Genomic DNA, 19,927 nt, shown 5'->3' on the forward strand with positions numbered 1-19,927 from the left:
TGTCGAGGTCGGTATTCACACACAGACAACGACACCCTTCGCCATGCCGTCACGCAGGCCCACGACCAGCCCAGCCTTCGGACTCAATCATCTAGGACACAAGATCGCAAAATCACTTGTTCACGAACTTTCTTTCGACTCTTCATTGGGGGGTCACGAGCGCTACAGTCCGAAGGATGCGCTACATCATCATCGGCGCCGGCGCGGTCGGCGGGACCATAGGCGGCCGGCTGGCCGAGTCCGGGCGGGACGTGGTCCTGGTCGCGCGCGGTGCGCACCTTGAAGCGTTGCAGAGGGACGGGCTGCGCCTGATCACCCCGGACGCCGACCTGCGGCTTCCGATCCCGGCCGTCTCAGGCCCGGCCGAGCTCGGCGAGCTGCGGCGGGACGACGTGCTCGTGCTGTGCGTGAAGGCGCAGGACACCGCGAGCGTACTGAACCAGTGGGCGCCGGCCCCGGTTGCCGGCGGCGGCACGGCCGCCGAGCTGCTGCCCGTGGTCTGCGCGCAGAACGGCGTGGAGAACGAGCGTACGGCGCTGCGCCTGTTCCAGAACGTGTACGGGCTCTGCGTCTGGCTGCCCTCGCTGCACATGGAGCCGGGCGTGGTCGCGGCCAACTGCACGCCGCAGTCCGGCATCCTCACCGTCGGCCGCTACCCCGACGGGGTCGACGACGTCATCAAGCAGATCGGCCACGACCTGAGCGAGAGCCGCTTCGACGCGCCGGTGGTCGACGACGTGATGCGGTGGAAGTACGGCAAGCTGCTGAACAACCTGGGCAACGCCGTCGAGGCGGTCAGCGACCTGAGTGTGGACGAGCCCCTGGCCGAGCGCCTGTTCGAGACCGCGCGCGAGGAGGGCATCCGAGCCCTGAACGCCGCCGGCATCCCCTTCGTCAACACGGCCGAGCGCCTGGCGGTCCAGGGCGAGCGCATGAACTTCGCCCAGATCCCCGGCACCCCGCGCGGCGGCGGCTCCAGCTGGCAGAGCCTGGCCCGCGGCGCCGGCTCGATCGAGACGGACTACCTGTCCGGCGAGATCTCGCTCATCGGCCGCACCCACGGCGTCCCCACGCCGGTCAACGCTCTGATGCAGCGGCTGAGCGCGCAGTTCGTCGCCGAGGGGCGGGCTCCGGGGAGCCTGCCGATCGCGGAGTTGGCGGAGCTGGTGGCGCGGGCACAGGAAACTGAGCGCTGAAACAGGAAGCTGAGCGCTGAAACACGTTCACCGCCGCCTCACGCTCGCAAGCGTGAGGCGGCGGTGAACGTGCATGTGCTTGTGGTCGAGGCCTAAGCCCGCCCTACCACGATGGCCGAACCGTGCCCGAACAAGCCCTGATTCACCGCGACCCCGACCCGGGCCCCCGCCACCTGCCGGTCCCCGGCATCCCCGCGCAGCTGCCGGGTCAGCTCGCAGACCTGCGCGATGGCCTGCGCCGGGATCGCCTCGCCGAAGGAGCTCAGACCGCCGCTGGCGTTGACCGGCACCCGGCCGCCGAGCGCGGTCGCGCCCTCGTGCAGCAGTTTCTCCGCGTCGCCGGGGGCGCACAGGCCGATCTCCTCGTACCAGTCCAGCTCCATCGCGGTCGTCAGGTCGTAGACCTCTGCGAGGTCCACGTCCTCCGGGCCGATGCCCGCGGCCTCGTACGCCGCGTGCGCCAGCGACTCGCGGAAGGTGCGTGCCGCCGGCGCGGCCGTGGCCATGGAGTCAGAAGCCAGATACGGGAAGTCCGGGACCGTTCTCGGGTACGTCGGCGTGGGCGCTGAGATGGCGCGGATGCGCACCGCGTCCTTGTTCAGCCGGCGCGCGTAGTCCTCCGACGTCAGGACGACCGCTGCGGCGCCGTCGCTGGTGGCGCAGATCTGCAGCAGGCGCAGCGGGTCGCTCACCATCGGGGAGTTCAGGACCGTCTCGGCGTCGACCTCCGCCCGGAAGCGCGCGTACGGGTTCAGGGCGCCGGCGCGGGCGTTCTTCACCTTCACCGCGGCGAAGTCGGCCTCGGTCGAGCCGCACAGCGCCATGCGGCGGCGGGCGTACAGGCCGAAGTACGCCGGGTTCGTCGCGCCGAGCAGGCGGAAGCGGAGCCAGTCCGGGTCGTCGGGGCGGTCGCCCCCGACCGGGGCGAAGAAGCCCTTAGGGGTGGTGTCCGCGCCGACCACCAGGACCACGTCGGCCAGGCCGGCCAGGATGTGGGCGCGCGCGGTGGACAGCGCCTGCGCCCCGGTGGCGCACGCCGCGTAGCAGCTGGCCACCGGCGCGCCGTGCCAGCCCAGGGCCTGGGACAGGGCCGAGCCCGCGACGAAGCCCGGGTAGCCGTTGCGGATCGTCTCGCCGCCGACCACCAGCTGGACGTCACGCCAGCCCAGGCCCGCGTCGGCCAGCGCGGCGCGGGCCGCGACCGAGCCGTATTCGGCGAAGGGTTTTCCCCACGCGCCCCAGGGGTGCATGCCGACGCCGGCCACGGCGACGGAGTCCATGCCGCTCATGCGTGCGCCTCCCCGGTGTATGCGTCATATCCAGCAACGGGGCGCCAATTCCAGACCCTTTCCTCAACGCCCGTAGAGGAAAGGAGGGTTCCGGGGGCCAATTCCATGGTCATTCCGACCCGGAGCGCCTCGGCCGGGATGTCCGGGGCGACCTGGCCGAGCACGATCATCCGCTCGGCGGCCAGCTCGACGGCGGCCAGCGCATAGGGGGAGAACTCGGTATCCGGGGGCCGCGGATAGGGCGGCGGGGGAGCGTACCGGGCGTCGGTGTACGACCACAGGGTCCCGGTGGTGGACAGCGGTTCCGGGCTCTGGTCCAGACCCTCGCAGCCGGGGTCGGGGCAGCCGGGGACGGTCCGGGGAGGGAAGCTCAGGGCGCCGCACGCGGTGCAGCGGCCGGCCAGCAGGACGAAGCCGTCCGGACTCTCGCGGAACCATCCTTCGGTTCCCGGAGCGGCCGGTATGCCGTCAGTCATGGATCTGACGGTATATCAGATTGGTCGCTCCGGGAACGTCAGCCCGCGGTGGTTCCGTTCAGTACCCGGCGTCTTCCACTGGGAAAGAGACAGTGGACGGGGCCGGTGAAGAGAAGGTGGCGTTCTCGCGTGCCTCAGTCGTCGGCGCGACGGCGGCTTCCGCGCTGGTCGTCGAGCCGGCCGAGCACGCCCGGCAGACGCTCCAGCAGGCCGACGAGCTGGTCGAACTCCTCGTCGGTGTACGAGCGGCGCAGCGAGCGGTCCAGGGCCCGCACCCGGCGCTTGGCGGCCTCATAGGCCTCCTTGCCGCGTGCGGTGACCTCCGCGTCGATGACGCGGCCGGCCCCACGGCCGAACTCGCGGGTGATGTAGCCCTTGCGCTCCAGCGCGGCCACCAGCCCGACCATGGCCTGCGGCGTCACCGAGACCGAGCGGGCCAGCGTCGCCGAGGAGGCGCGGCGCAGGTGGACCAGTGCCTGCAGGACGCCGTACTGGGCCTCGGTGAGGTCGAGTTCGGCGAGCAGGCGTGTCATGTGCCGGGCGAGCTCACGGTCGCACATGGTGAGCAGCCACGGCAGATAGCCCGTGGAGGGCCGGTAACGGACCGGGCGATGGCCTCGGCCGGCGAGCGATCCGCCGGTGGCCGGGACCAGTTCCTGCTCGTCCTCGTCCTCGTGCTCGGCGGTGTGTACAGATGTGTGTTCTGACACAGCGGGTCTTCCCCCCTTGCGTGTTGGTGCCACCCACTGCCGCGTTCCCGCCAACGCGGTGACAGCGCTCATGTTGCGTGTCGAGTGGAATGGACTTGTTCAAGCCCATCATATTCACGGAAAGGGCACTCCGACAGCGGGTCTGCGCTGTAGATCTGTGTACGCAGATTTACGGATGTTGAGTTCAGCCGATTGAGGCTATACACGCAGGCACGCCGAAGACGCCGTTACCGGCGGGTAGCCGGCCGCGGCGCAGCGCGAAACAGGGCCCTGAGGTGCGCAAGGACCGGGGCCGGGCTCCTGTGCGGGGGGAGTGGAGCCCGTGAAGGGGGGTGTGTTCGGTTGTCTGCAGGCCTGATACTGAGCGCTCCACCCGCGCTGCCGGATCACCTGGGGGGAGAGGGAGACAGGGCGCGGGTGGAGCGGTTTCGTACTCGGCGACACCGTGCGGGCTGGTGCGGTGGGTCGGCCGGTCCTGCATCACGAAGGCTACCGCTTGGACACGCTGAGTTGATGATCATGGCGTACTTCTTGAACCAGACTTTGCCGTTTCTTGGCACAACCCCCGGCGGACGTGTACCGATGGCCCAGGCCCAGCCGCTGATCGCCTAAAGTTCTCCCTGTGAATCGAGGCAGGGCGGGCGACTACGACGACGGGTACGGCTACGAGCACGACCCATACCAGGCCGGCTACGGTTCCCCGGACGACGACGCCACCGTCAACGTCAACGATTACCAGGGCGACTACGACGACGGTTCCTACGAGAACGGCGGCTACCACGACGGCGGGTACCACGAAGAGGGGTACCAGGGCGACGGGTACGGCGACGACGGCTATGACGAGGACGGGTACGACGACGGCGGCCAGGGCCACGGCCACGGCGGCGCGTACGACGGCCACGACGGCCACGACGGCCACGACGGCCACGACGACCACGGCGGCCACGACGACCACGGCGGCCAGGGCGGCCAGGGCGGCCACGGCGACGACTACGGCGACGGCGAGGACGACCTCGAGGTCTCCAACCGCATCTTCACCATCCCGAACCTGATCAGCCTGGCCCGGCTGGCCGGCGTCCCGCTGTTCCTGGGCCTGATCCTGTCGCCGTACTACGGCGGCCCGAAGTACGACGTCTGGGCGCTGGTCATCCTGGCGCTGTCCGGTTTCTCCGACTGGCTGGACGGCAAGCTGGCCCGGCGCTGGAACCAGATGACCAAGTTCGGCGCGATGATCGACCCGCTGGCCGACCGGCTGTACATCCTGGCCACGCTGGTCGGGCTGACGGTGCGGCAGATCATCCCGTTGTGGCTGCCGATCGTGCTGGTCGGCCGGGACGTGGCGATGCTGGTGCTGATCTCGCCGAAGCTGCGCAAGGCCGGATACGGGGTGGCCTTGCCGGTGCACTTCCTGGGCAAGGCGGCGACGTTCAACCTGCTCTACGCCTTCCCGCTGCTGCTGCTCGGGCAGATCAGCGAGAAGCCCAACCACCTGACCGACATCGCCAACATCTTCGGGTGGGCGTTCGTCGGGTGGGGGACCGCGCTGTACCTGTTGGCCGGCGGCATGTACTTCGTGCAGGCCCGGCAGCTCACCCGCGGCACCGGGCGCTGAGGCGCACGCCGTCGCGCGCGGCGTGCGGGGAGCATGTCAAGATGGCCTCCATGCCCACGCCGCCCGACGTCCGGAGCACCCCGCGCCGCGACGCCTCGATGTCGTTGCTCACCAACCTGCTCAACGACACCCTGGACCCCGGGTACGCCGAGACCGCGGCGCGGCGCAAGGCCGCCGGCGAACCCGATGCCGGCACAAGCCACTGGACCAAGCGCATGTCGCCGACCGTGCTGTTCGGGGTGGCGGCCGTCGCGCTGGTGCTGGTGATCGCGGCGATCCAGACTCACCGCGAGGCCCCGGCGGTGGAGCGGGAGCGGCAGCAGCTGATCTCGCGGGTGCAGGAGGGCGAGCGCAAGAACTCGGCCGACGAATCCATGATCTCCGCGCTGCGCGGGCAGCTGCAGGCCGCGCAGGCCGAGGCGCTGGGCCCGGAGCAGGGCAAGGCGTTCACCGCGATGGCGGTGGCCACCGGCGCCTCCCCGGTGACCGGGCCGGGGCTGGAGGTGGTGCTCAACGACGCCGCCGGGGCCGACTCCTCGGCCAGCAGCGACCCGCGGCAGACCAGCAACAGCGCGAGCCGGGTCCTGGACGTGGACCTGCAGCACACGGCGAACGGCCTGTGGGCGGCCGGCGCGGAGGCGATCGCCATCAACGGCCAGCGGCTCACCGCGCTGTCGGCGATCCGCACCGCGGGCTCGGCGATCATGGTGGACTTCCGCCCGCTGTCGCCGCCGTACACGATCCAGGCGATCGGCGACCCGAAGTCGATGGCGGCCAAGTTCGCCGACGGTGCCGACGGCCGCTACCTGTTCGCGCTGAAGTCGCAGTACGGCATCGGCTTCACCACGAACACCAAGGACAAGCTGAACCTGCCGGCGGCCACGCAGCTGACACTGAGCGACGCGGTGCCGGTGCCGTGAGGAACGGTGCCGGGGGTTCGGTACGGTGGCCCCAGCAGTTTCCCCGAACCGGGCGGTCACCGAATCAGGCCCCGAGGCCGTCGGCGCCCGAGACGGACCATCCCTGGCCCGGGCCGGGATCGACAGTGACTGTGACCGAGACCGAAATGGCCGAGATGACCGAGATGACTTGGAGGGCGCCGTGATCGCGGCGATCGGATTGGTGATCGGCGTGATCGCGGGGGTGGTCTTCCACCCCACCGTGCCCGGGGGGCTGGCGCCCTACCTGCCGATCGCCGTGGTGGCGGCGCTGGACGCGGTGTTCGGCGGCCTGCGCGCCCTGCTGGACGGGATCTTCGACGACAAGGTGTTCGTGGTCTCCTTCGTCTCCAACGTGCTGGTGGCCGCGCTCATCGTGTACCTCGGCGACCAGCTCGGCGTCGGCTCCCAGCTGACCACCGGCGTCGTGGTGGTGCTGGGCATCCGCATCTTCTCCAACGCCGCGGCCATCCGCCGCCACATCTTCCACGCCTGAGAACGGAGCGCTGGGTGCAGACGCGGCCGGGGAACGAGCCGGACCGGGATCCGGAGTCGGGGGCGGGGAACGGGGACGAGGAGCGCGATCCGTTCACGCCGAAGGTGCGGCCTGAGGAGGGTGAGGGCGAGGGCGAGACCGGGGCCGAGGCGAATCTGGCCGAGACCATGGATCTCCGGAGTCTGGAGGCGGAGAAGGCCGAGGCCAAGGCCAAGGCCGAGCGGCATAAGCATCGCGGGCAGATGTCCCCTGAGACGTTGAAGGCTCAGGAGTCGGCTGCCGAGAGCGGTGACGAGGCCGGGGGTGAGAGCGAGTCCGGTCAGGCGGAGAAGGCTGCCGAGGTGGGCGGCGAGAGCGACAAGCCGACCGAGCCCCAGCCGGAGGAGCCTGTCGAAGCCGCCGAGGAGAGCCAGCCTGCTCGCTCGGACAAGCCTGCCGAAGGTGAGCCGGCGCAGGCGGAGAAGGCCGTAGAGGCCGGTGGCGAGAGTGAGTCTGCTCAGCCCGAGAAGCCCGCCGAGCCCGAGAAGCCCGCCGAGCCGGTGGATCTCGCCGCGACCGTGAACCTCCGCGACGTGCTTCCCGAAGAGCCCACTGCCGACACCGGCGCCGAATCCGCTCGCCCGCGTCCGGAGTCCGCCGAGACCGTGAATCTCCGGGACATGCTTCCGGAGGACTCCGCCAAGGGCACCGAAGGCGAGTCCCCGCTCCGCCGTCGTACGCCCGGCGAGCCGCCCCGCCGGCGTCCCGCCCCCGGTCCCGGCGGGCAGCCTCCGCGCCGTCCCGCGCCGGGGCAGGATCCGCGGCGTGCCGCGGGGCATCCGCAGTCGGGGGAGCAGGGTCCGCGCCGCCGACCGGCTCCCGGGCCGCGTCCCGGGGTCCGTCCGGTCGGGCCGGCCAGTCCTGCCAGTCCCGCCAGCCCGGCCGCTGCCGCCGTGGCCGCCTCGGTCGCGTCCGGTTCCGGGTCCGGTGTGCCCGGCAAGCCGGCCGCGCCGTCGGTCTCGCTGGGGCGTCGGCGGCTGTTCGCCGCGCTGTGGCCGCCGCGGCTGTCGCGCAACCAGGCGGTGGTCGGTGTGCTGCTGGCTGCTTTGGGCGCGGCTTTGGCGATCCAGGTGCGGGCCACCAACACCTCCGACGAGATTCTGCGGGGTGCGCGGGCCGACGATCTGGTGAACATCCTCGACGAGGTGACCTCGCGGGGCCAGAGTCTGGATGCCGAGCTGCGCAACCTGGAGACGCAGAACGCGGCGATCCAGGACAGCGCCGACAAGGCGCAGGCCGCTTTGGCGCAGGCCCAGCAGAAGGCCAAGGATCTGCAGATCCTCGCCGGGACGGTCAAGGCCAAGGGGTCCGGCATCACCATGACCATCACCGATCCGCAGGGGCAGCTGAAGTCCGCGACGTTGCTCAACGCGCTGGAGGAGCTGCGGGCCGCCGGGGCCGAGGTGGTGCAGGTGGACGACGTGCGCGTGGTCGTCTCCTCGTCCTTCGTCGACGCCCCCGACGGCGGGATCGCGCTGGACGGGCACGAGCTGGCCAAGCCCTACGTCTACAAGGTGATCGGCGACCCGAACACGCTCGGGCCGGCCATGCAGATCCCCGGCGGGGTGGTGGCGACCGTGAAGACCCAGGGGGCCAACGTGACGATCACGCCCGGGCAGGTGCTGGTGGACGCGGTGGCGCCGGCGCCGAATCCGGACTACGCCAAGGCCGGGTGAGCACGGGCCCCTCAGGCCCGGTGCGCCGCGGGCCCGTGCATGGTCCAGAATATGACCGCGGGCCCAGCAGCCCGCGGCGGCCGCCGCGCCGTCGAAACCGTGTGAGGAAAGGGCGGCAAAGAAGCCGATGACCCCCGAAGAGCTGAAGTACACCGCCGAGCACGAGTGGGTCCGCTCCGGCGACGCCGACAGCGTCCGCGTCGGGATCACCGACTACGCCCAGGAGCAGTTGGGCGACATCGTCTTCGTGCAGCTGCCCGAGGTCGGCTCGAAGATCACCGCCGGTGAGCCGTGCGGCGAGCTGGAGTCCACCAAGAGCGTCAGCGACCTGTTCGCCCCGCTGACCGGCACCGTCACGGCCGTGAACGCCGAGCTGGACGCCTCGCCGGAGCTGGTGAACTCCGACCCGTACGGCGAGGGCTGGATCTTCGACGTCGAGCCCGACGACGCCTCCGAGGTCGAGGCCCTGCTGGATGCCAAGGGCTACGAGGCCTCCATCGCGGGGTGAACCGCGTGGGCGGGGGGGGGGGGGGGGGGGGGGGCCCGGCCCCCCCCCCCCCCCGGCGGCCCCCCGCCCCCCCCCCCCCCCGCCGCCCCGCGGGGGGGGGGGGGGGGGGGGGGGGGGGGGGGGGCGGCGGGGGGCGGGGGCGCGGGGGGGGGGCGGGGGGGGGGGGGGGGGGGGGGGGGGGGGGCCCCCCCGGCCCCCCCCCCTCCGCTTTTCCACTTTCCGGCGCCGCGCCGACCGGTCATAGCTGATTCGAGGCCTGAGACGTCGTAATCTGGGAAGGAAACTGGGATGTCAGTCATCGAACACTGCGACGCGCAAGCGTCTCCGTAACGGGTGGCGGTGGGTGACGGGTGGGCGAAAGTGGAGGGGTCTCGGCGCGTTCCGGTTGACCTCGACGAGAGCCGCCCCATAAGTTGCGACCAACGCAGGCGGCAGCCACTACCGCCACAGGAATACTCCGGGAGGCCCACGACATGCCGTTCTGCACCAGGTGCGGGAACGCCAACCAAGCGGGGAGCCGCTTCTGCTCGCACTGCGGCACCGCCTTGGCCGAGTCCCCGCTCCCGGGCGACCCCTTGGTGCCCGAGGGTGCTGCGGAGCGGACCTCGACGATGTCCCTCGTCGGCGTCGAGACGGCCGCCGAGGCGGAGGTCGGCGGCACGGAGGACACCGAGCGGGTGGGCCTGGGCCCGGCCGACCGGGAGGCGCTGGCCGCGCTTCCGGCCGGTTCGGCCCTGCTGGTGGTGCGGCGCGGGCCGAACGCCGGCAGCCGGTTCCTGCTGGACGCCGACGTCACCACGGTCGGCCGCAGCCCGGACAGCGACATCTTCCTCGACGACGTCACCGTCTCGCGCCGCCACGCCGAGTTCGTACGCAGCGCGCAGGGTTTCCTGGTGCGCGACGTCGGGAGCCTCAACGGCACCTACGTCGACCGCAACCTGATCCAGGAGGCGCTGCTGCGCGACGGCGACGAGGTGCAGGTCGGCAAGTACCGCCTGGTGTTCCACGCGGGCTGACCCGGTGCCGGCCGCGCCCCGCGGCCTGGCGGCGGGCCGGCGTCAAGCGAGGGGGGCCCGGCAGGAAAGGCAGGAGAGCGGCGTGTCCGGCGAGGCGCTCACCATCGGCGAAGTCATCGGCCGGCTGGCCGCGGACTTCCCGGACTTGACCGTGTCCAAGATCCGCTATCTGGAGAGCGGCGGGCTGATCAGCCCCGGCCGGACCCCGGCGGGCTACCGGCGCTTCTCCGAGGAGGACGTCGAGAAGCTGCGCTGGGTGCTGGCCGCCCAGCGTGACCAGTACCTGCCGCTGAAGGTGATCAGGCAGCACCTGGCGGCCGACGGGCCGCGGGTGACGGCCGGGGACGCCGACGCCATAGTGACCGCGCTGACCTCGGGGGCCGACCCGGCGGCCGGGACGGATCCGGACTTCGAGGCCGGGGCGCACCGGCCCGGGGCCGCCGGGGTCCGGGCACGGGCCTCGTCCTCGGCGGGCATGGCCGGCACGGCTGACACGGCCGGCGCGGCTGGCGCGGCCGGCACAGTCGACGCTGCGGCCCCGTCCGGCGGAACCGCACCGAGCGCCGCCGGCCGGTCCCGTCCGCCGCTGCCTCCCCCCTCCACCCTGACCCCGCCGTTGCCGCCGCTCCCGCAGCCGCTGAACCGCGCGGCCACCGTCGCCGATCCGGCGTTCTACGCGGCCGCCCGGTCCGACGTCGGCGAGCTGCACCTGGGCCGCGACGGCCTGGCCCGCACCGCCGGTGTGTCCGGGTCCTTCGTCGCCGACCTGATCGCCTACGGCCTGCTGCCGAACGCCGAGGACTACGGCGGCGACGCGGTGTTCATCGCCCGCGCGGCCTCGGCGCTGACCGAATACGGGCTCGAACCCCGGCATCTGCGTCCGCTGCTGACCGGCGCGCGCAACACCGCGGGGCTGCTCGGCACCCTGCTGCCGACCCGGCGCCACGACGGGGTCACCGGCTCCGGGCGCCAGGCCGCGGCCTCCCGGGCGGCCTCGCGCACCGCGGAGGCCTCAGTGGCGGCTGTGAAGCTCTACGCGGCGCTGCTGCGGGCCGAGCTGGCCGGCGGCGCGGTCCCGGCGGCACAGGCCCCGCAGGGCCCGCACAGTGCCCCGGTCGGTGCTGAGGACGCCGCCGCCGCGTCCGGTCCGTCGGCTGCGACCGCCACGACTGTCACGGCCCCGCACGCCGCGACCACGACGGCCGGCCACCCCGCGACCACGACGACTGCGCACACCGCGACCACGGCCGCCGCGCACGCCACGACCACGGCGATCGGCAGCCCGCCGCCCGCCGCCGAGACCTCACCGGCCCCATCCGCACCGGCATCCCGGGAATCTTCCCGGAACCCCGGCATGCCCGGCGGGCCCGCAGCGCGATAGGGTGGACACCGTGAACGAACTCGACGTCGTCGGCGTCCGCGTCGAGATGCCGTCCAACCAGACGATCGTCCTGCTGCGCGAGGTGAGCGGCGAGCGGTATCTGCCGATCTGGATCGGGGCCAACGAGGCCTCGGCCATCGCGCTGGCCCAGCAGGGCGTCACGCCGCCGCGCCCGCTGACCCACGACCTGTTCCGGGACGTGCTGGCCGCCTTCGGCAGGCAGCTGCTGGAGGTCCGCATCACCGCGATGCGCGACATGGTCTTCTACGCCGAACTGGTCTTCGACGGCGGCCTGCAGGTGAGCGCGCGCCCCTCGGACGCGATCGCGCTCGCGCTGCGCACCGGCGCGACCATCTACGGGGCCGAGGAAGTGCTCGCCGAGAGCAGCATCCTGATTCCCGACGAGCAGGAGGACGAGGTCGAGGTCGAGCGGTTCAGAGAGTTCCTGGACCAGGTCTCGCCGGAGGACTTCGGCGCCTGAGCGGGCCGTGCGGGGGTCTTGCGCGGGTCTGCTGCCCGGGTGTGCCATGCCGTCGCGGGGTGGCCGTGAAGGTCGGATAGTCCGATTCACGAAGACACGCCCGATGCCTCCCAGGCGATGTCGTTGACCGGTGCCGGGTGCCGCGCATACGGTCGAAGACAGCTAGCGGCAAGACGTGACTGGAGGGGTGAGCCGAGACCGTGGCCCGGACGGCCTACGCCGGCCGTCGAGGCCGCCGGGGCCGATCGCCGACCCCGCCGGGGTTTGCGGAGACTGATCGACGTCAAGGAATCCGGGCGAGGGATCTTTCCCGACAAGACGGATCGGCGTGGGTTCCCTCACTGGGGCTGTTCAAGCGGAAGGCCAAGCACATGACCGGGACGACGGGCGCTTTGGGCGGGAGCGGGTTCCCGCGCGCGGTCGGACCGGGCGACCTGCCGGCCGCCCCCGCCTCCGCGGCGCGGCCGCAGGCCGGCTACCGCGGGCCGACGGCCTGCGCGGCGGCCGGGATCACCTACCGCCAGCTGGACTACTGGGCCCGGACCGGCCTGGTCGAGCCCTCGATCCGGTCCGCCTCGGGCTCCGGGTCGCAGCGGCTGTACAGCTTCCGCGACATCATCGCGCTGAAGATCGTCAAGCGGCTGCTGGACACCGGCGTCTCGCTGCAGAACATCCGGATCGCGGTCGGCTACCTGCGCGCCCGCGGCGAGGCCGACCTGGCCGGCGTCACCCTGATGAGCGACGGGGCCAGCGTCTACGAGTGCACGTCCCCGGACGAGGTGTTCGACCTGGTGCAGGGCGGCCAGGGGGTGTTCGGGATCGCCGTGGACGCGGTGTGCCGCGAGGTCGAGGGCACGCTGAAGCAATTCCCCGGTGCCGGCGAGGGCGGCGACGCCCCCGGCGGCTCGGCCGCGGTGGGCTCGGGCGCGGTGGGCCCGGGCGCCGGAAGCAGCACCGGCAACGGTTCCGGCGAGGAGCCGCAGGCCGGCGGAGCCGTGGACGAGCTGGCGCGCCGGCGGCGGATAAGGGCGGTCTGAGACCGCGGCCGGTCCGTCCGGGCCGTCCAGTCATCCGTCTGGTGCAACCGCGATCGGCTGCTCCGCGTCTACCCGACGTGACCCGAATCCCGCTGCCGCGGGCCCGCACGAGCCAGCGCCGGCTGTACCAGGCCGCCGTGCTCGCGGTGGTCCTGATGTTCGCGCCGGTGACCGCCGTCCGGGCGTACGCGTCCTCCTATCAGCGCAGCGCGGCCTCGGTGCCGTACGAGCCGGTCGCGATCGTCTTCGGCGCGGGGGCGCCCGGCGGCAAGCCCTCGCCGTACCTGTCACGGCGCCTGGACGTCGCCCTGGACCTGTACCGCCGCGGCAAGGTCACGGTCATCCTGGTGACCGGCGACAATTCCCGCCCGGACTACGACGAGCCGACCGTCATGCGCCAGTACCTGGTGAACCACGGCGTGCCGGCGGCGCGCATCGTCCGGGACTTCGCGGGCTTCGACACCTGGGCCTCGTGCGCGCGGGCCAAGAAGATCTTCGGGGTCGACCACGCCACCCTGGTCACCCAGGACTTCCACCTGCCGCGCGCGCTGCTGCTGTGCCGCGCCGCGGGCATCGACGGGTACGGCGTCGCCGACACCGGGGAGTCGGTGGCCGGGGAGAGCGAGATGGTCCACGACTCCGCGCGCGAGGTGCTGGCCGGGATCAAGGCCTGGGGGCAGGCGGCGTTCCAGCCGGATCCGGTGCTGGGGAAGAGGGAGACTAGCGTGGCCACGGCGCTCGCGGCGGCCAGGATTTCCTAGACCCCCTAGATCTCCTCGCGCAGCCGCGCTGTCGCGATGTGGATCCGGAAGGCGAACGGGACGGTTCCGTCCGGCGCGGCCGTTTCGCGGGTCTCGGCGAGGAAGGCTTCGCGCAGCCGCTCCATGGCCTCCTCATCGAGCGGATCGAAGGTGTAGAGACCGGTCAGGCCGGTCCAGACCTCGTCCACCGGACCGCTCAGGTCGATGACGACGGTCTCCCAGTCGGCCGGCGCGAAGCCGGTCGGGGCGAGGATCTCGTCGAACCCTTCACGGCCGCGGGTCCTGCTGTCGCCCAACGCCGGGACGAGCTGTGCCGCGGGCAGGTCGTCGAGCGCCTCCTGGAACACGGCGCGGAATCGGTCGTAAGCCGCGCCGCCGACGACTCCACCGCCCACCACGCACGCCAGAACCCCGCCGGGCGTCAGGACCCGGGCCAGTTCGGCGGCGACCTGCTCGATGTCCGCCATCAGCATCAGCGCCATGTGACAGACGCACGCGTCGAAGTTGTCGTCGGCGAAGGGGAGCTGCTGGGCCCGTGCGACTTCCAGCCTGACATCGGGTCCGGACAGCGCCGGCCGGCGCCGCGCCAGCTCCAGCGACCGCGCGGACAGGTCCACGCCGGCGAGCTGCCTGCCGTCCTCCTCGGCCAGCAGCTCCAGCAGCAGGCCGTCGCCGCAGCCCAGGTCCAGCACGCGCCTGCGGCCGGCGACCCGGTCGCGCAGCATCTCGTAGCTGGAGCGGCCGTCCGGGGCGTGGCCGCGGCCCAGCATCTCCGAGGTCACCGCGGGGTGTTCGGCGTGGAAGGCTTGCAGGAACGCCTCTTGGGCTGCGGTTGTCGTCATGGCGGCAGCCTAGGGATGCCGGAGCGCGAAGGGCGGATTAGCGTCGAGGGATGATCACCGGCACACACGCGATCCTGTACAGCGCCGACGCGGAGGCCGATCGGGCCTTCTTCCGGGATGTGCTCGAGTTCCCGCACGTCGACGCGGGCGGCGGATGGCTCATCTTCCAGCTGCCGCCGGCCGAGCTCGGCGTGCACCCGGCCGAGGGCGCGCCGGCCGGGGAGGTGTATCTGATGTGCGACGACCTGGACGCGACGCTGGCGGTGCTGGCCGCCAGGGGCGTGCACACGGTGGGGGAGCGGTCGGAGGCGCGCTGGGGTGTGCGGGCCTGGATCCCGCTGCCGAGCGGCGGCACGCTCGGGTTGTACGAGCCGCGGCATCCGGTCGCGCGGGATTTATGAGCTTTGTCAGTCCTTGGCCTTCAGCCCGCGGCGGATCTCGTCCAGGATCCCCGGGACCGCGCGCTCGATCAGGTCCAGGACATGCTCGAAGGCTTCGTCGCCGTCGTAGTACGGGTCTGGCACGTCCAGGTCCGGGCCGGCCGAGGGGTCGAAGGAGCGCAGCAGCCTGAGCTTGTCGCGGTCCCGGTCGTCACGGGCCAGGGCGCGCAGCTCCCGCAGGTGCCCGGCGTCCAGGGCGATGACGAGGTCGTAGTCCTCGAACCAGTCGCGCTGGAACTTGCGGGCGCTGTGGTCGGAGGTGAAGCCGTGGCGCTGGAGGGTGCGGACCGTGCGGCGGTCGGCCGGGTCGCCGACGTGCCAGCCCCCGGTGCCGGAGCTGTCCACGACGACGGCGTCGGCCAGGCCCTCGTCATCGACGTGCTTGCGGAGCACGTGCTCGGCCATCGGGGAGCGGCAGATGTTGCCGGTGCAGACGAAGGTCACGCGGTACGGGGCGCGGGCGGAGGCGTTGGACATGTGATCGATTGTCCCCGATTCCTAGCGCGGCATCCGCCGCCACAGCGCCTGCGGCACCAGCCGGGCCACGAAGTAGGCCGGCCGCAGCGCCCAGGGCACCCAGACCCGGATCCGGCGCTTGCGCAGCGCCTTGACCACCGCGTCGGCGACCTGGTCCGGGGTGCTGGACAGCGGCGCCGGGCTCATGCCCTCGGTCATCCGGCCGATGACGAAGCCCGAGCGGACCAGCAGCAGGTGGACGCCGGTGCCGTGGAGCCGGTCGCCGAGGCCGCTGGCGAAGCCGTCCAGGCCGGCCTTGGCCGAGCCGTAGACGTAGTTGGCGCGGCGCACCCGCAGGCCCGCGACCGAGGAGAAGACCACCAGGTCGCCGCGGCCCTGGGCCTCCAGCAGCGGGGCCAGGACGGTCAGGACGCTGATCTGCGCCACGTAGTCGGTGTGCACGACCTGCACGGCGTGCGCCGGGTCCCGCTCGGCGAGTTCCTGGTCGCCGAGGATGCCGAAGGCGACGACCACCACGGCGACCCCGGCCGGGCCGGCGTCGGCGAAGAGCTTGCCCATCAGCTCCGGGTGCGCGGCGACCTCGTCGGCGTCGAACTCGACGCAGCGCACGTCCGCCGCCCCAGCCGCCTTCACCCGCGCCGCCTCGGCCGCCAGGTCATCGCTGCGCCGCGCGGCCAGGACCACGGTCCGCCCGGCGGCCAGCCGCTCGGCGACCTTCAGCCCGATCTCGCTGCGCCCGCCGAGCAGGAGCACGGCGCCTTCCGTCATCGCACCCGGTTTCACGGTCGCTCAGTCTGCCAGCTTCCGGCGGTGCGCCGTGAAAAGAAGTCCGGGCCGGTGTCGGATCCGGCCGGCGGTGTTCGTGGTAAGGGTGAGCGGCAGCCCGCCAGGGGCGCCGGCGATGAGGCGACGTACAGGAGATGGTCTGAGATGCAGTATCTGGTTTCCGTGCTCTGCGAAGGCCCCGCCATGGCCTCGGAGGAGGAGCAGGCGGCGATCGACGTGTTCAACGACAAGCTCATCGCCGACGGGCACTGGGTCTTCGCCGGGGGCCTGGGGGAGCCGGTCAACGCCACGGTGATCGACAACCGGGGCGCCGGGGAGCCGATCTTCACGGACGGGCCCTATGTGGAGTCGAAGGAGTACCTGGTCGGGTTCTGGGTGATCGAGGCCGCCGATCTGGACGTGGCGCTCAAGCTGGCCGCCGAGGGGTCGCACGCGTGCAACCGCCGGGTCGAGGTGCGGCCGTTCCTGTGAAGGGCAGTGAGGCCGGGTCCGAGTCCGAGTCCGAGGTCGAGGGCGAGGCCGAGGTCGCGGCGGCGGTCACCCGTGCCCACCGCGAGGAGTGGGCGCGCGTGGTCGCCACCCTGACCAGGCGCTTCGGCGACCTCGACATCGCCGAGGAGGCGGCCGCGGAGGCGTTCGCCGCGGCCGTCGAGCACTGGCCGGCCCAGGGCGTCCCGCCCAATCCCGGCGGCTGGCTGACCACGACCGCGCACCGCAAGGCCATCGACCGGATCCGGCGCGAGGCCAAACGCGAGGACAAGCACAAGGAGGCTCAGGTGCTCCACCACGACGACCCGCCCGAGCCGGTCGGCGCCATCGAGGACGAGCGGCTCCGGCTGGTCTTCACCTGCTGCCACCCGGCGCTGGCGATGGAGAGCCGGGTGGCCCTGACGCTGCGCATGCTCGGCGGCCTGACCGTCCCCGAGATCGCCCGCGCCTTCCTGGCCCAGCAGGCCGCGGTGGGGCAGCGCATCACCCGCGCGAAGGCCAAGATCAAGGCGACCCGCATCCCCTACCGCGTCCCGTCGGCGCAGGACCTGCCGGCCCGCGTGGCCGGCGTGCTGACGGTCCTGTTCCTGGTCTTCAACGAGGGCTACCTGGCCACCGGCCCCGACACCGACCCGATCCGCCAGGACCTGACCGCCGAGGCGATCCGCCTGACCCGCCTGATCCACACCCTGCTGCCCGCCGACGGCGAGACCACAGGCCTGCTGGCCCTGATGCTGCTCATCGAGGCCCGCCGCCCGGCCCGCGTCTCCGCCACCGGCGAACTGATCACCCTGGACGAACAGGACCGCGGATCCTGGGACAGGACCCTGATCGCCGAGGGCCACGGCCTGGTCCGCGAACGCCTGGCCACCGGCGTCCCCCCGGGCCGCTACCAGATCCTCGCGGCCATCAACGCGGTCCACACCTCCGCCCGCGACGCCCGCGACACGGACTGGTCGCAGGTGGTGGCCCTGTACGACCAACTGGTCCGCATCGATCCCTCACCGATCGTCGCCCTGAACCGCGCCATCGCGGTGGCGGAACTGGACGGGGCGCAGGTGGCGCTGGCGGAGGTCGACCGCCTCACGGACCGGCTGGACGGCTACCACGCGTTCCACGCGGCGCGCGCCGACCTGCTGCGCAGGGTGGGGCGGAGCGGGGAGTCGCGGGCGGCGTACGACCGGGCGATCGAGCTGGCGGGGAACTCGGGGGAGCGGGCGCATCTGGTGCGGCGGCGGGATCAGTTGGGGTCGGTTGGGGAGTGAGGCCGGTGAGCGGAGATGCGGCGGGGCGGCCCGCTGGGACCTACTGGCCGCCAGCGGCTCGCTGCGACCGCAGGACAAGCGAGATCGCCTAAGCTGCCCGCCAGCCGCCAGCCGCCAGCCGCCAGCCGCCAGCCGCCAGCCGCCAGCCGCCAGCCGCCAGCCGCTGGGCAAGCGATCGCCGGGATTGCTGCCAGAATCGGCCGCCCCTTATTCAGCCCACCCGCGCCCCAGCGCAAGCCGCCCATCCCGCAGCGCCTCCCGCTGCGCGGCCGCCCACGCCGCGACCTCCTCCGCGCATGCCTGCGAACTCCGCCCGGTCGTGTCGATCACCGGGCTCTGCCACCGCGGGTCGTCCGAGGCCCAGCCGGTCCACCGGTGCCAGGCCATGGCCGGCCAGCCGCCGTCCACGATCACGTCCGGCCGGTAGCGGGGGTCGCGCGCGTGCTCCCGGTGCCAGGCCGCCCAGCCGCAGAAGGCGTCCAGCGCGACCTCGTCCCAGCGGCCGGGGTCGCGGGCGGCGAGGCGGGTGCGGCGGTCGTCGTCGGCGACGTCGATCAGGCAGACCGCGATGCCGTCCAGGAGCGGTGCCGACGGGGCCGCCAGGATCTCGCCGAGCGGCGAGTTCCCCGACAGCAGCAGGTCCACGCCCCGGTCCTGGTACTCCAGCGCGCGCCGGACCCAGTGCTCGGTCATCTCGTTGCGCCAGTGCGGCGGGATCGGCGGGTCCGGGACGCCGACCTCGTCGAACTCGTGGACCACCGTCCCCGGCAGGCGGCCGGCCACCGCGAAGGAGAGCGTGGTCTTGCCGGCGCCGCTGGAGCCGGTCAGTTTGAGCAGCATCAGGCTTCGAGCTCCGGTTCCACTTCTGTCTCCGGCTCCATCTCCATCTCCATCGGGAATCCCGCCACCGCGACGAGCCCCGGCGTCCGGAACGTCGTCACCCGCGCGATCCGGTCGCCGCGCAGGGTCAGCACCTGCACCGATTCGGCGGCCAGCAGGCGGTCGTCGTCGCCGGAGTAGACGGCGAAGGCGGGCTGGCCGTTCGCGATCATGGGGATCATCTTGCGGTGCTTGCCGTGCATGCCGAGACGGAAGGCGAGCAGCCGCCGGAGCAGCGGCGCGCCCCGGAACCACATCGGCTGCGGCGGCATCTCGTAGACCGCGTCCTCGGTCAGCAGCTGCATCAGGGTGTCGACGTCGGCCTCCACGAACGCCTTCGCCCAGCGGTCCAGGATCTCGCGCTGGGGGGCCTGCGTCGGCTCCGCGACCTGCTCGGCGTCCGGGGCGACCGCTGCCAGGCGCGTGCGGGCCCGCTTCAGCAGGCTGTTGACCGCGGTGGCCGTCAGGTCCAGCAGCGCGGCGACCTCCGCGGCGCGCCAGCCGAGCACGTCGCGCAGGATCAGCACAGCGCGCTGGCGGGGCGGCAGGTACTGGAGGGCCGCGACCAGGGCCAGGCGCAGGCCGGAGCGGGCGGCGACGACCGAGGCCGGGTCCGCGCCGACCGCGCCGGCCACCCCGGCGGGCTCGGTCGCGAGCAGGGCGTCCGGGAACGGCTGGAGCCAGGTGATCTCCGGCGGGATGGCGCTCAGGTCGCCCTCGGGGTCGGTGTGCGGGGCTCCGATGCCGGCCGGCAGGGGGCGGCGGGCGCGGTGCTCCAGCGCGGTCAGGCAGGCGTTGGTGGCGATGCGGTACAGCCACGTGCGCAGCGAGGCGCGGCCCTCGAAGCCCTCGTAGGAGCGCCAGGCCCGCAGGTACGTCTCCTGGACCAGGTCCTCGGCGTCATGGATGGAGCCGAGCATGCGATAGCAGTGCGCCAGGATCTCCGGCCGGAAGGGGTCGGCCAGCCGGACGAAATCGTCCTCGACCCGCATCTCGCTCCCCGCCGTCGGTTGGTTCGTCACGATGGTCATCCGCACTCTCCCGGCGCCTCAAGATTGGCACGTTCGTGCCCTCGGTGGTACCGACTTGGCCCGACCCGGAAAGTGGGCGCCGCGGGGGCGACCAGTTCGCGC

At 72.6% G+C, this 19,927-nt stretch carries 22 protein-coding genes; 14 read left to right on the forward strand and 8 right to left on the reverse strand.

Annotation, left to right across the window (positions count from 1 at the left end; genetic code table 11):
• Window positions 1-176: 176 nt before the first annotated feature.
• Window positions 177-1,196 (forward strand): ketopantoate reductase family protein, encoded by a 1,020-nt coding sequence (locus ABH926_RS14110; protein WP_370365970.1) that lies wholly within the window; start codon window positions 177-179, stop codon window positions 1,194-1,196.
• Window positions 1,197-1,288: 92 nt separating this feature from the next.
• Here ABH926_RS14110 and ABH926_RS14115 read toward each other — a convergent pair whose 3' ends face one another.
• The 3 genes from ABH926_RS14115 to ABH926_RS14125 all read right to left on the reverse strand — a co-directional run bounded on the left by ABH926_RS14115 (window position 1,289) and on the right by ABH926_RS14125 (window position 3,671).
• Window positions 1,289-2,485 (reverse strand): lipid-transfer protein, encoded by a 1,197-nt coding sequence (locus tag ABH926_RS14115; RefSeq protein WP_370365971.1) that lies wholly within the window; start codon window positions 2,483-2,485, stop codon window positions 1,289-1,291.
• Window positions 2,482-2,961: a Zn-ribbon domain-containing OB-fold protein gene (locus tag ABH926_RS14120; protein WP_370365972.1), complete on the reverse strand. Its 480-nt coding sequence runs from the start codon at window positions 2,959-2,961 to the stop codon at window positions 2,482-2,484. Before ABH926_RS14120 ends, ABH926_RS14115 begins: the two co-directional genes overlap by 4 nt.
• A 134-nt stretch (window positions 2,962-3,095) precedes the next feature.
• Window positions 3,096-3,671: a MarR family winged helix-turn-helix transcriptional regulator gene (locus ABH926_RS14125; RefSeq protein WP_370340186.1), complete on the reverse strand. Its 576-nt coding sequence runs from the start codon at window positions 3,669-3,671 to the stop codon at window positions 3,096-3,098.
• 1,030 nt (window positions 3,672-4,701) lie between these two features.
• On the opposite strand from ABH926_RS14125, the gene ABH926_RS14130 reads away from it, so the two are divergent.
• The 10 genes from ABH926_RS14130 to ABH926_RS14175 all read left to right on the forward strand — a co-directional run bounded on the left by ABH926_RS14130 (window position 4,702) and on the right by ABH926_RS14175 (window position 13,616).
• A complete protein-coding gene (locus ABH926_RS14130; protein WP_370366323.1) occupies window positions 4,702-5,283 on the forward strand; it encodes a CDP-alcohol phosphatidyltransferase family protein in 582 nt (193 codons plus the stop codon).
• 50 nt (window positions 5,284-5,333) lie between these two features.
• Window positions 5,334-6,203 (forward strand): DUF881 domain-containing protein, encoded by an 870-nt coding sequence (locus ABH926_RS14135; protein ID WP_370365973.1) that lies wholly within the window; start codon window positions 5,334-5,336, stop codon window positions 6,201-6,203.
• Window positions 6,204-6,384: 181 nt separating this feature from the next.
• Window positions 6,385-6,717 carry a small basic family protein gene (locus tag ABH926_RS14140; protein ID WP_370365974.1) on the forward strand — a complete coding sequence of 111 codons (333 nt, stop codon included), beginning with the start codon at window positions 6,385-6,387 and terminating at the stop codon, window positions 6,715-6,717.
• Between the two features lie 14 nt (window positions 6,718-6,731).
• Complete coding sequence (locus tag ABH926_RS14145; protein WP_370365975.1) at window positions 6,732-8,432, forward strand: DUF881 domain-containing protein; 1,701 nt, start codon at window positions 6,732-6,734, stop codon at window positions 8,430-8,432.
• A 127-nt stretch (window positions 8,433-8,559) separates the two neighbouring features.
• On the forward strand, window positions 8,560-8,940 hold the full coding sequence (gene gcvH, locus ABH926_RS14150) for a glycine cleavage system protein GcvH (RefSeq protein ID WP_370365976.1): 381 nt from the start codon (window positions 8,560-8,562) through the stop codon (window positions 8,938-8,940).
• Window positions 8,941-9,413: 473 nt separating this feature from the next.
• Window positions 9,414-9,956 (forward strand): FHA domain-containing protein, encoded by a 543-nt coding sequence (locus ABH926_RS14155; RefSeq protein ID WP_370365977.1) that lies wholly within the window; start codon window positions 9,414-9,416, stop codon window positions 9,954-9,956.
• An 82-nt stretch (window positions 9,957-10,038) separates the two neighbouring features.
• Window positions 10,039-11,337 carry a MerR family transcriptional regulator gene (locus ABH926_RS14160; RefSeq protein WP_370365978.1) on the forward strand — a complete coding sequence of 433 codons (1,299 nt, stop codon included), beginning with the start codon at window positions 10,039-10,041 and terminating at the stop codon, window positions 11,335-11,337.
• A gap of 10 nt (window positions 11,338-11,347) precedes the next feature.
• Window positions 11,348-11,818 (forward strand): bifunctional nuclease family protein, encoded by a 471-nt coding sequence (locus tag ABH926_RS14165; RefSeq protein ID WP_012787332.1) that lies wholly within the window; start codon window positions 11,348-11,350, stop codon window positions 11,816-11,818.
• A gap of 371 nt (window positions 11,819-12,189) precedes the next feature.
• Window positions 12,190-12,855, forward strand: coding sequence for a MerR family transcriptional regulator (locus ABH926_RS14170; RefSeq protein ID WP_370365979.1), 666 nt, complete (start codon window positions 12,190-12,192; stop codon window positions 12,853-12,855).
• 77 nt (window positions 12,856-12,932) lie between these two features.
• On the forward strand, window positions 12,933-13,616 hold the full coding sequence (locus tag ABH926_RS14175; RefSeq protein WP_370365980.1) for a vancomycin high temperature exclusion protein: 684 nt from the start codon (window positions 12,933-12,935) through the stop codon (window positions 13,614-13,616).
• Between the two features lie 5 nt (window positions 13,617-13,621).
• Here the strand turns inward: ABH926_RS14175 and ABH926_RS14180 are convergent, their stop codons facing one another.
• Complete coding sequence (locus tag ABH926_RS14180; protein ID WP_370365981.1) at window positions 13,622-14,458, reverse strand: class I SAM-dependent methyltransferase; 837 nt, start codon at window positions 14,456-14,458, stop codon at window positions 13,622-13,624.
• Between the two features lie 50 nt (window positions 14,459-14,508).
• Between ABH926_RS14180 and ABH926_RS14185 the strand changes: the two genes are divergently transcribed.
• The gene (locus ABH926_RS14185) at window positions 14,509-14,859 is read left to right on the forward strand and encodes a VOC family protein (RefSeq protein ID WP_370365982.1); all 351 of its coding nucleotides are present in this window, start codon (window positions 14,509-14,511) and stop codon (window positions 14,857-14,859) included.
• A gap of 6 nt (window positions 14,860-14,865) precedes the next feature.
• Here the strand turns inward: ABH926_RS14185 and ABH926_RS14190 are convergent, their stop codons facing one another.
• Together ABH926_RS14190 and ABH926_RS14195 are read right to left on the reverse strand one after the other, a co-directional pair.
• Window positions 14,866-15,375 carry a low molecular weight protein-tyrosine-phosphatase gene (locus ABH926_RS14190; RefSeq protein ID WP_370365983.1) on the reverse strand — a complete coding sequence of 170 codons (510 nt, stop codon included), beginning with the start codon at window positions 15,373-15,375 and terminating at the stop codon, window positions 14,866-14,868.
• A 21-nt stretch (window positions 15,376-15,396) separates the two neighbouring features.
• Complete coding sequence (locus ABH926_RS14195; protein ID WP_370365984.1) at window positions 15,397-16,143, reverse strand: SDR family NAD(P)-dependent oxidoreductase; 747 nt, start codon at window positions 16,141-16,143, stop codon at window positions 15,397-15,399.
• Between the two features lie 162 nt (window positions 16,144-16,305).
• Between ABH926_RS14195 and ABH926_RS14200 the strand changes: the two genes are divergently transcribed.
• The gene (locus tag ABH926_RS14200; RefSeq protein WP_370365985.1) at window positions 16,306-16,632 is read left to right on the forward strand and encodes a YciI family protein; all 327 of its coding nucleotides are present in this window, start codon (window positions 16,306-16,308) and stop codon (window positions 16,630-16,632) included.
• Complete coding sequence (locus tag ABH926_RS14205; protein ID WP_370365986.1) at window positions 16,629-17,915, forward strand: RNA polymerase sigma factor; 1,287 nt, start codon at window positions 16,629-16,631, stop codon at window positions 17,913-17,915. Before ABH926_RS14200 ends, ABH926_RS14205 begins: the two co-directional genes overlap by 4 nt.
• A gap of 207 nt (window positions 17,916-18,122) precedes the next feature.
• On the opposite strand, the gene ABH926_RS14210 is transcribed toward ABH926_RS14205, so the two are convergent.
• Window positions 18,123-18,755: a hypothetical protein gene (locus ABH926_RS14210; RefSeq protein ID WP_370365987.1), complete on the reverse strand. Its 633-nt coding sequence runs from the start codon at window positions 18,753-18,755 to the stop codon at window positions 18,123-18,125.
• On the reverse strand, window positions 18,755-19,825 hold the full coding sequence (locus ABH926_RS14215; RefSeq protein WP_370365988.1) for a sigma-70 family RNA polymerase sigma factor: 1,071 nt from the start codon (window positions 19,823-19,825) through the stop codon (window positions 18,755-18,757). Before ABH926_RS14215 ends, ABH926_RS14210 begins: the two co-directional genes overlap by 1 nt.
• Window positions 19,826-19,927 lie beyond the last annotated feature (102 nt).

The sequence above is a fragment of the Catenulispora sp. GP43 genome (assembly GCF_041260665.1).
In the GTDB taxonomy this organism is placed as follows: domain Bacteria; phylum Actinomycetota; class Actinomycetes; order Streptomycetales; family Catenulisporaceae; genus Catenulispora.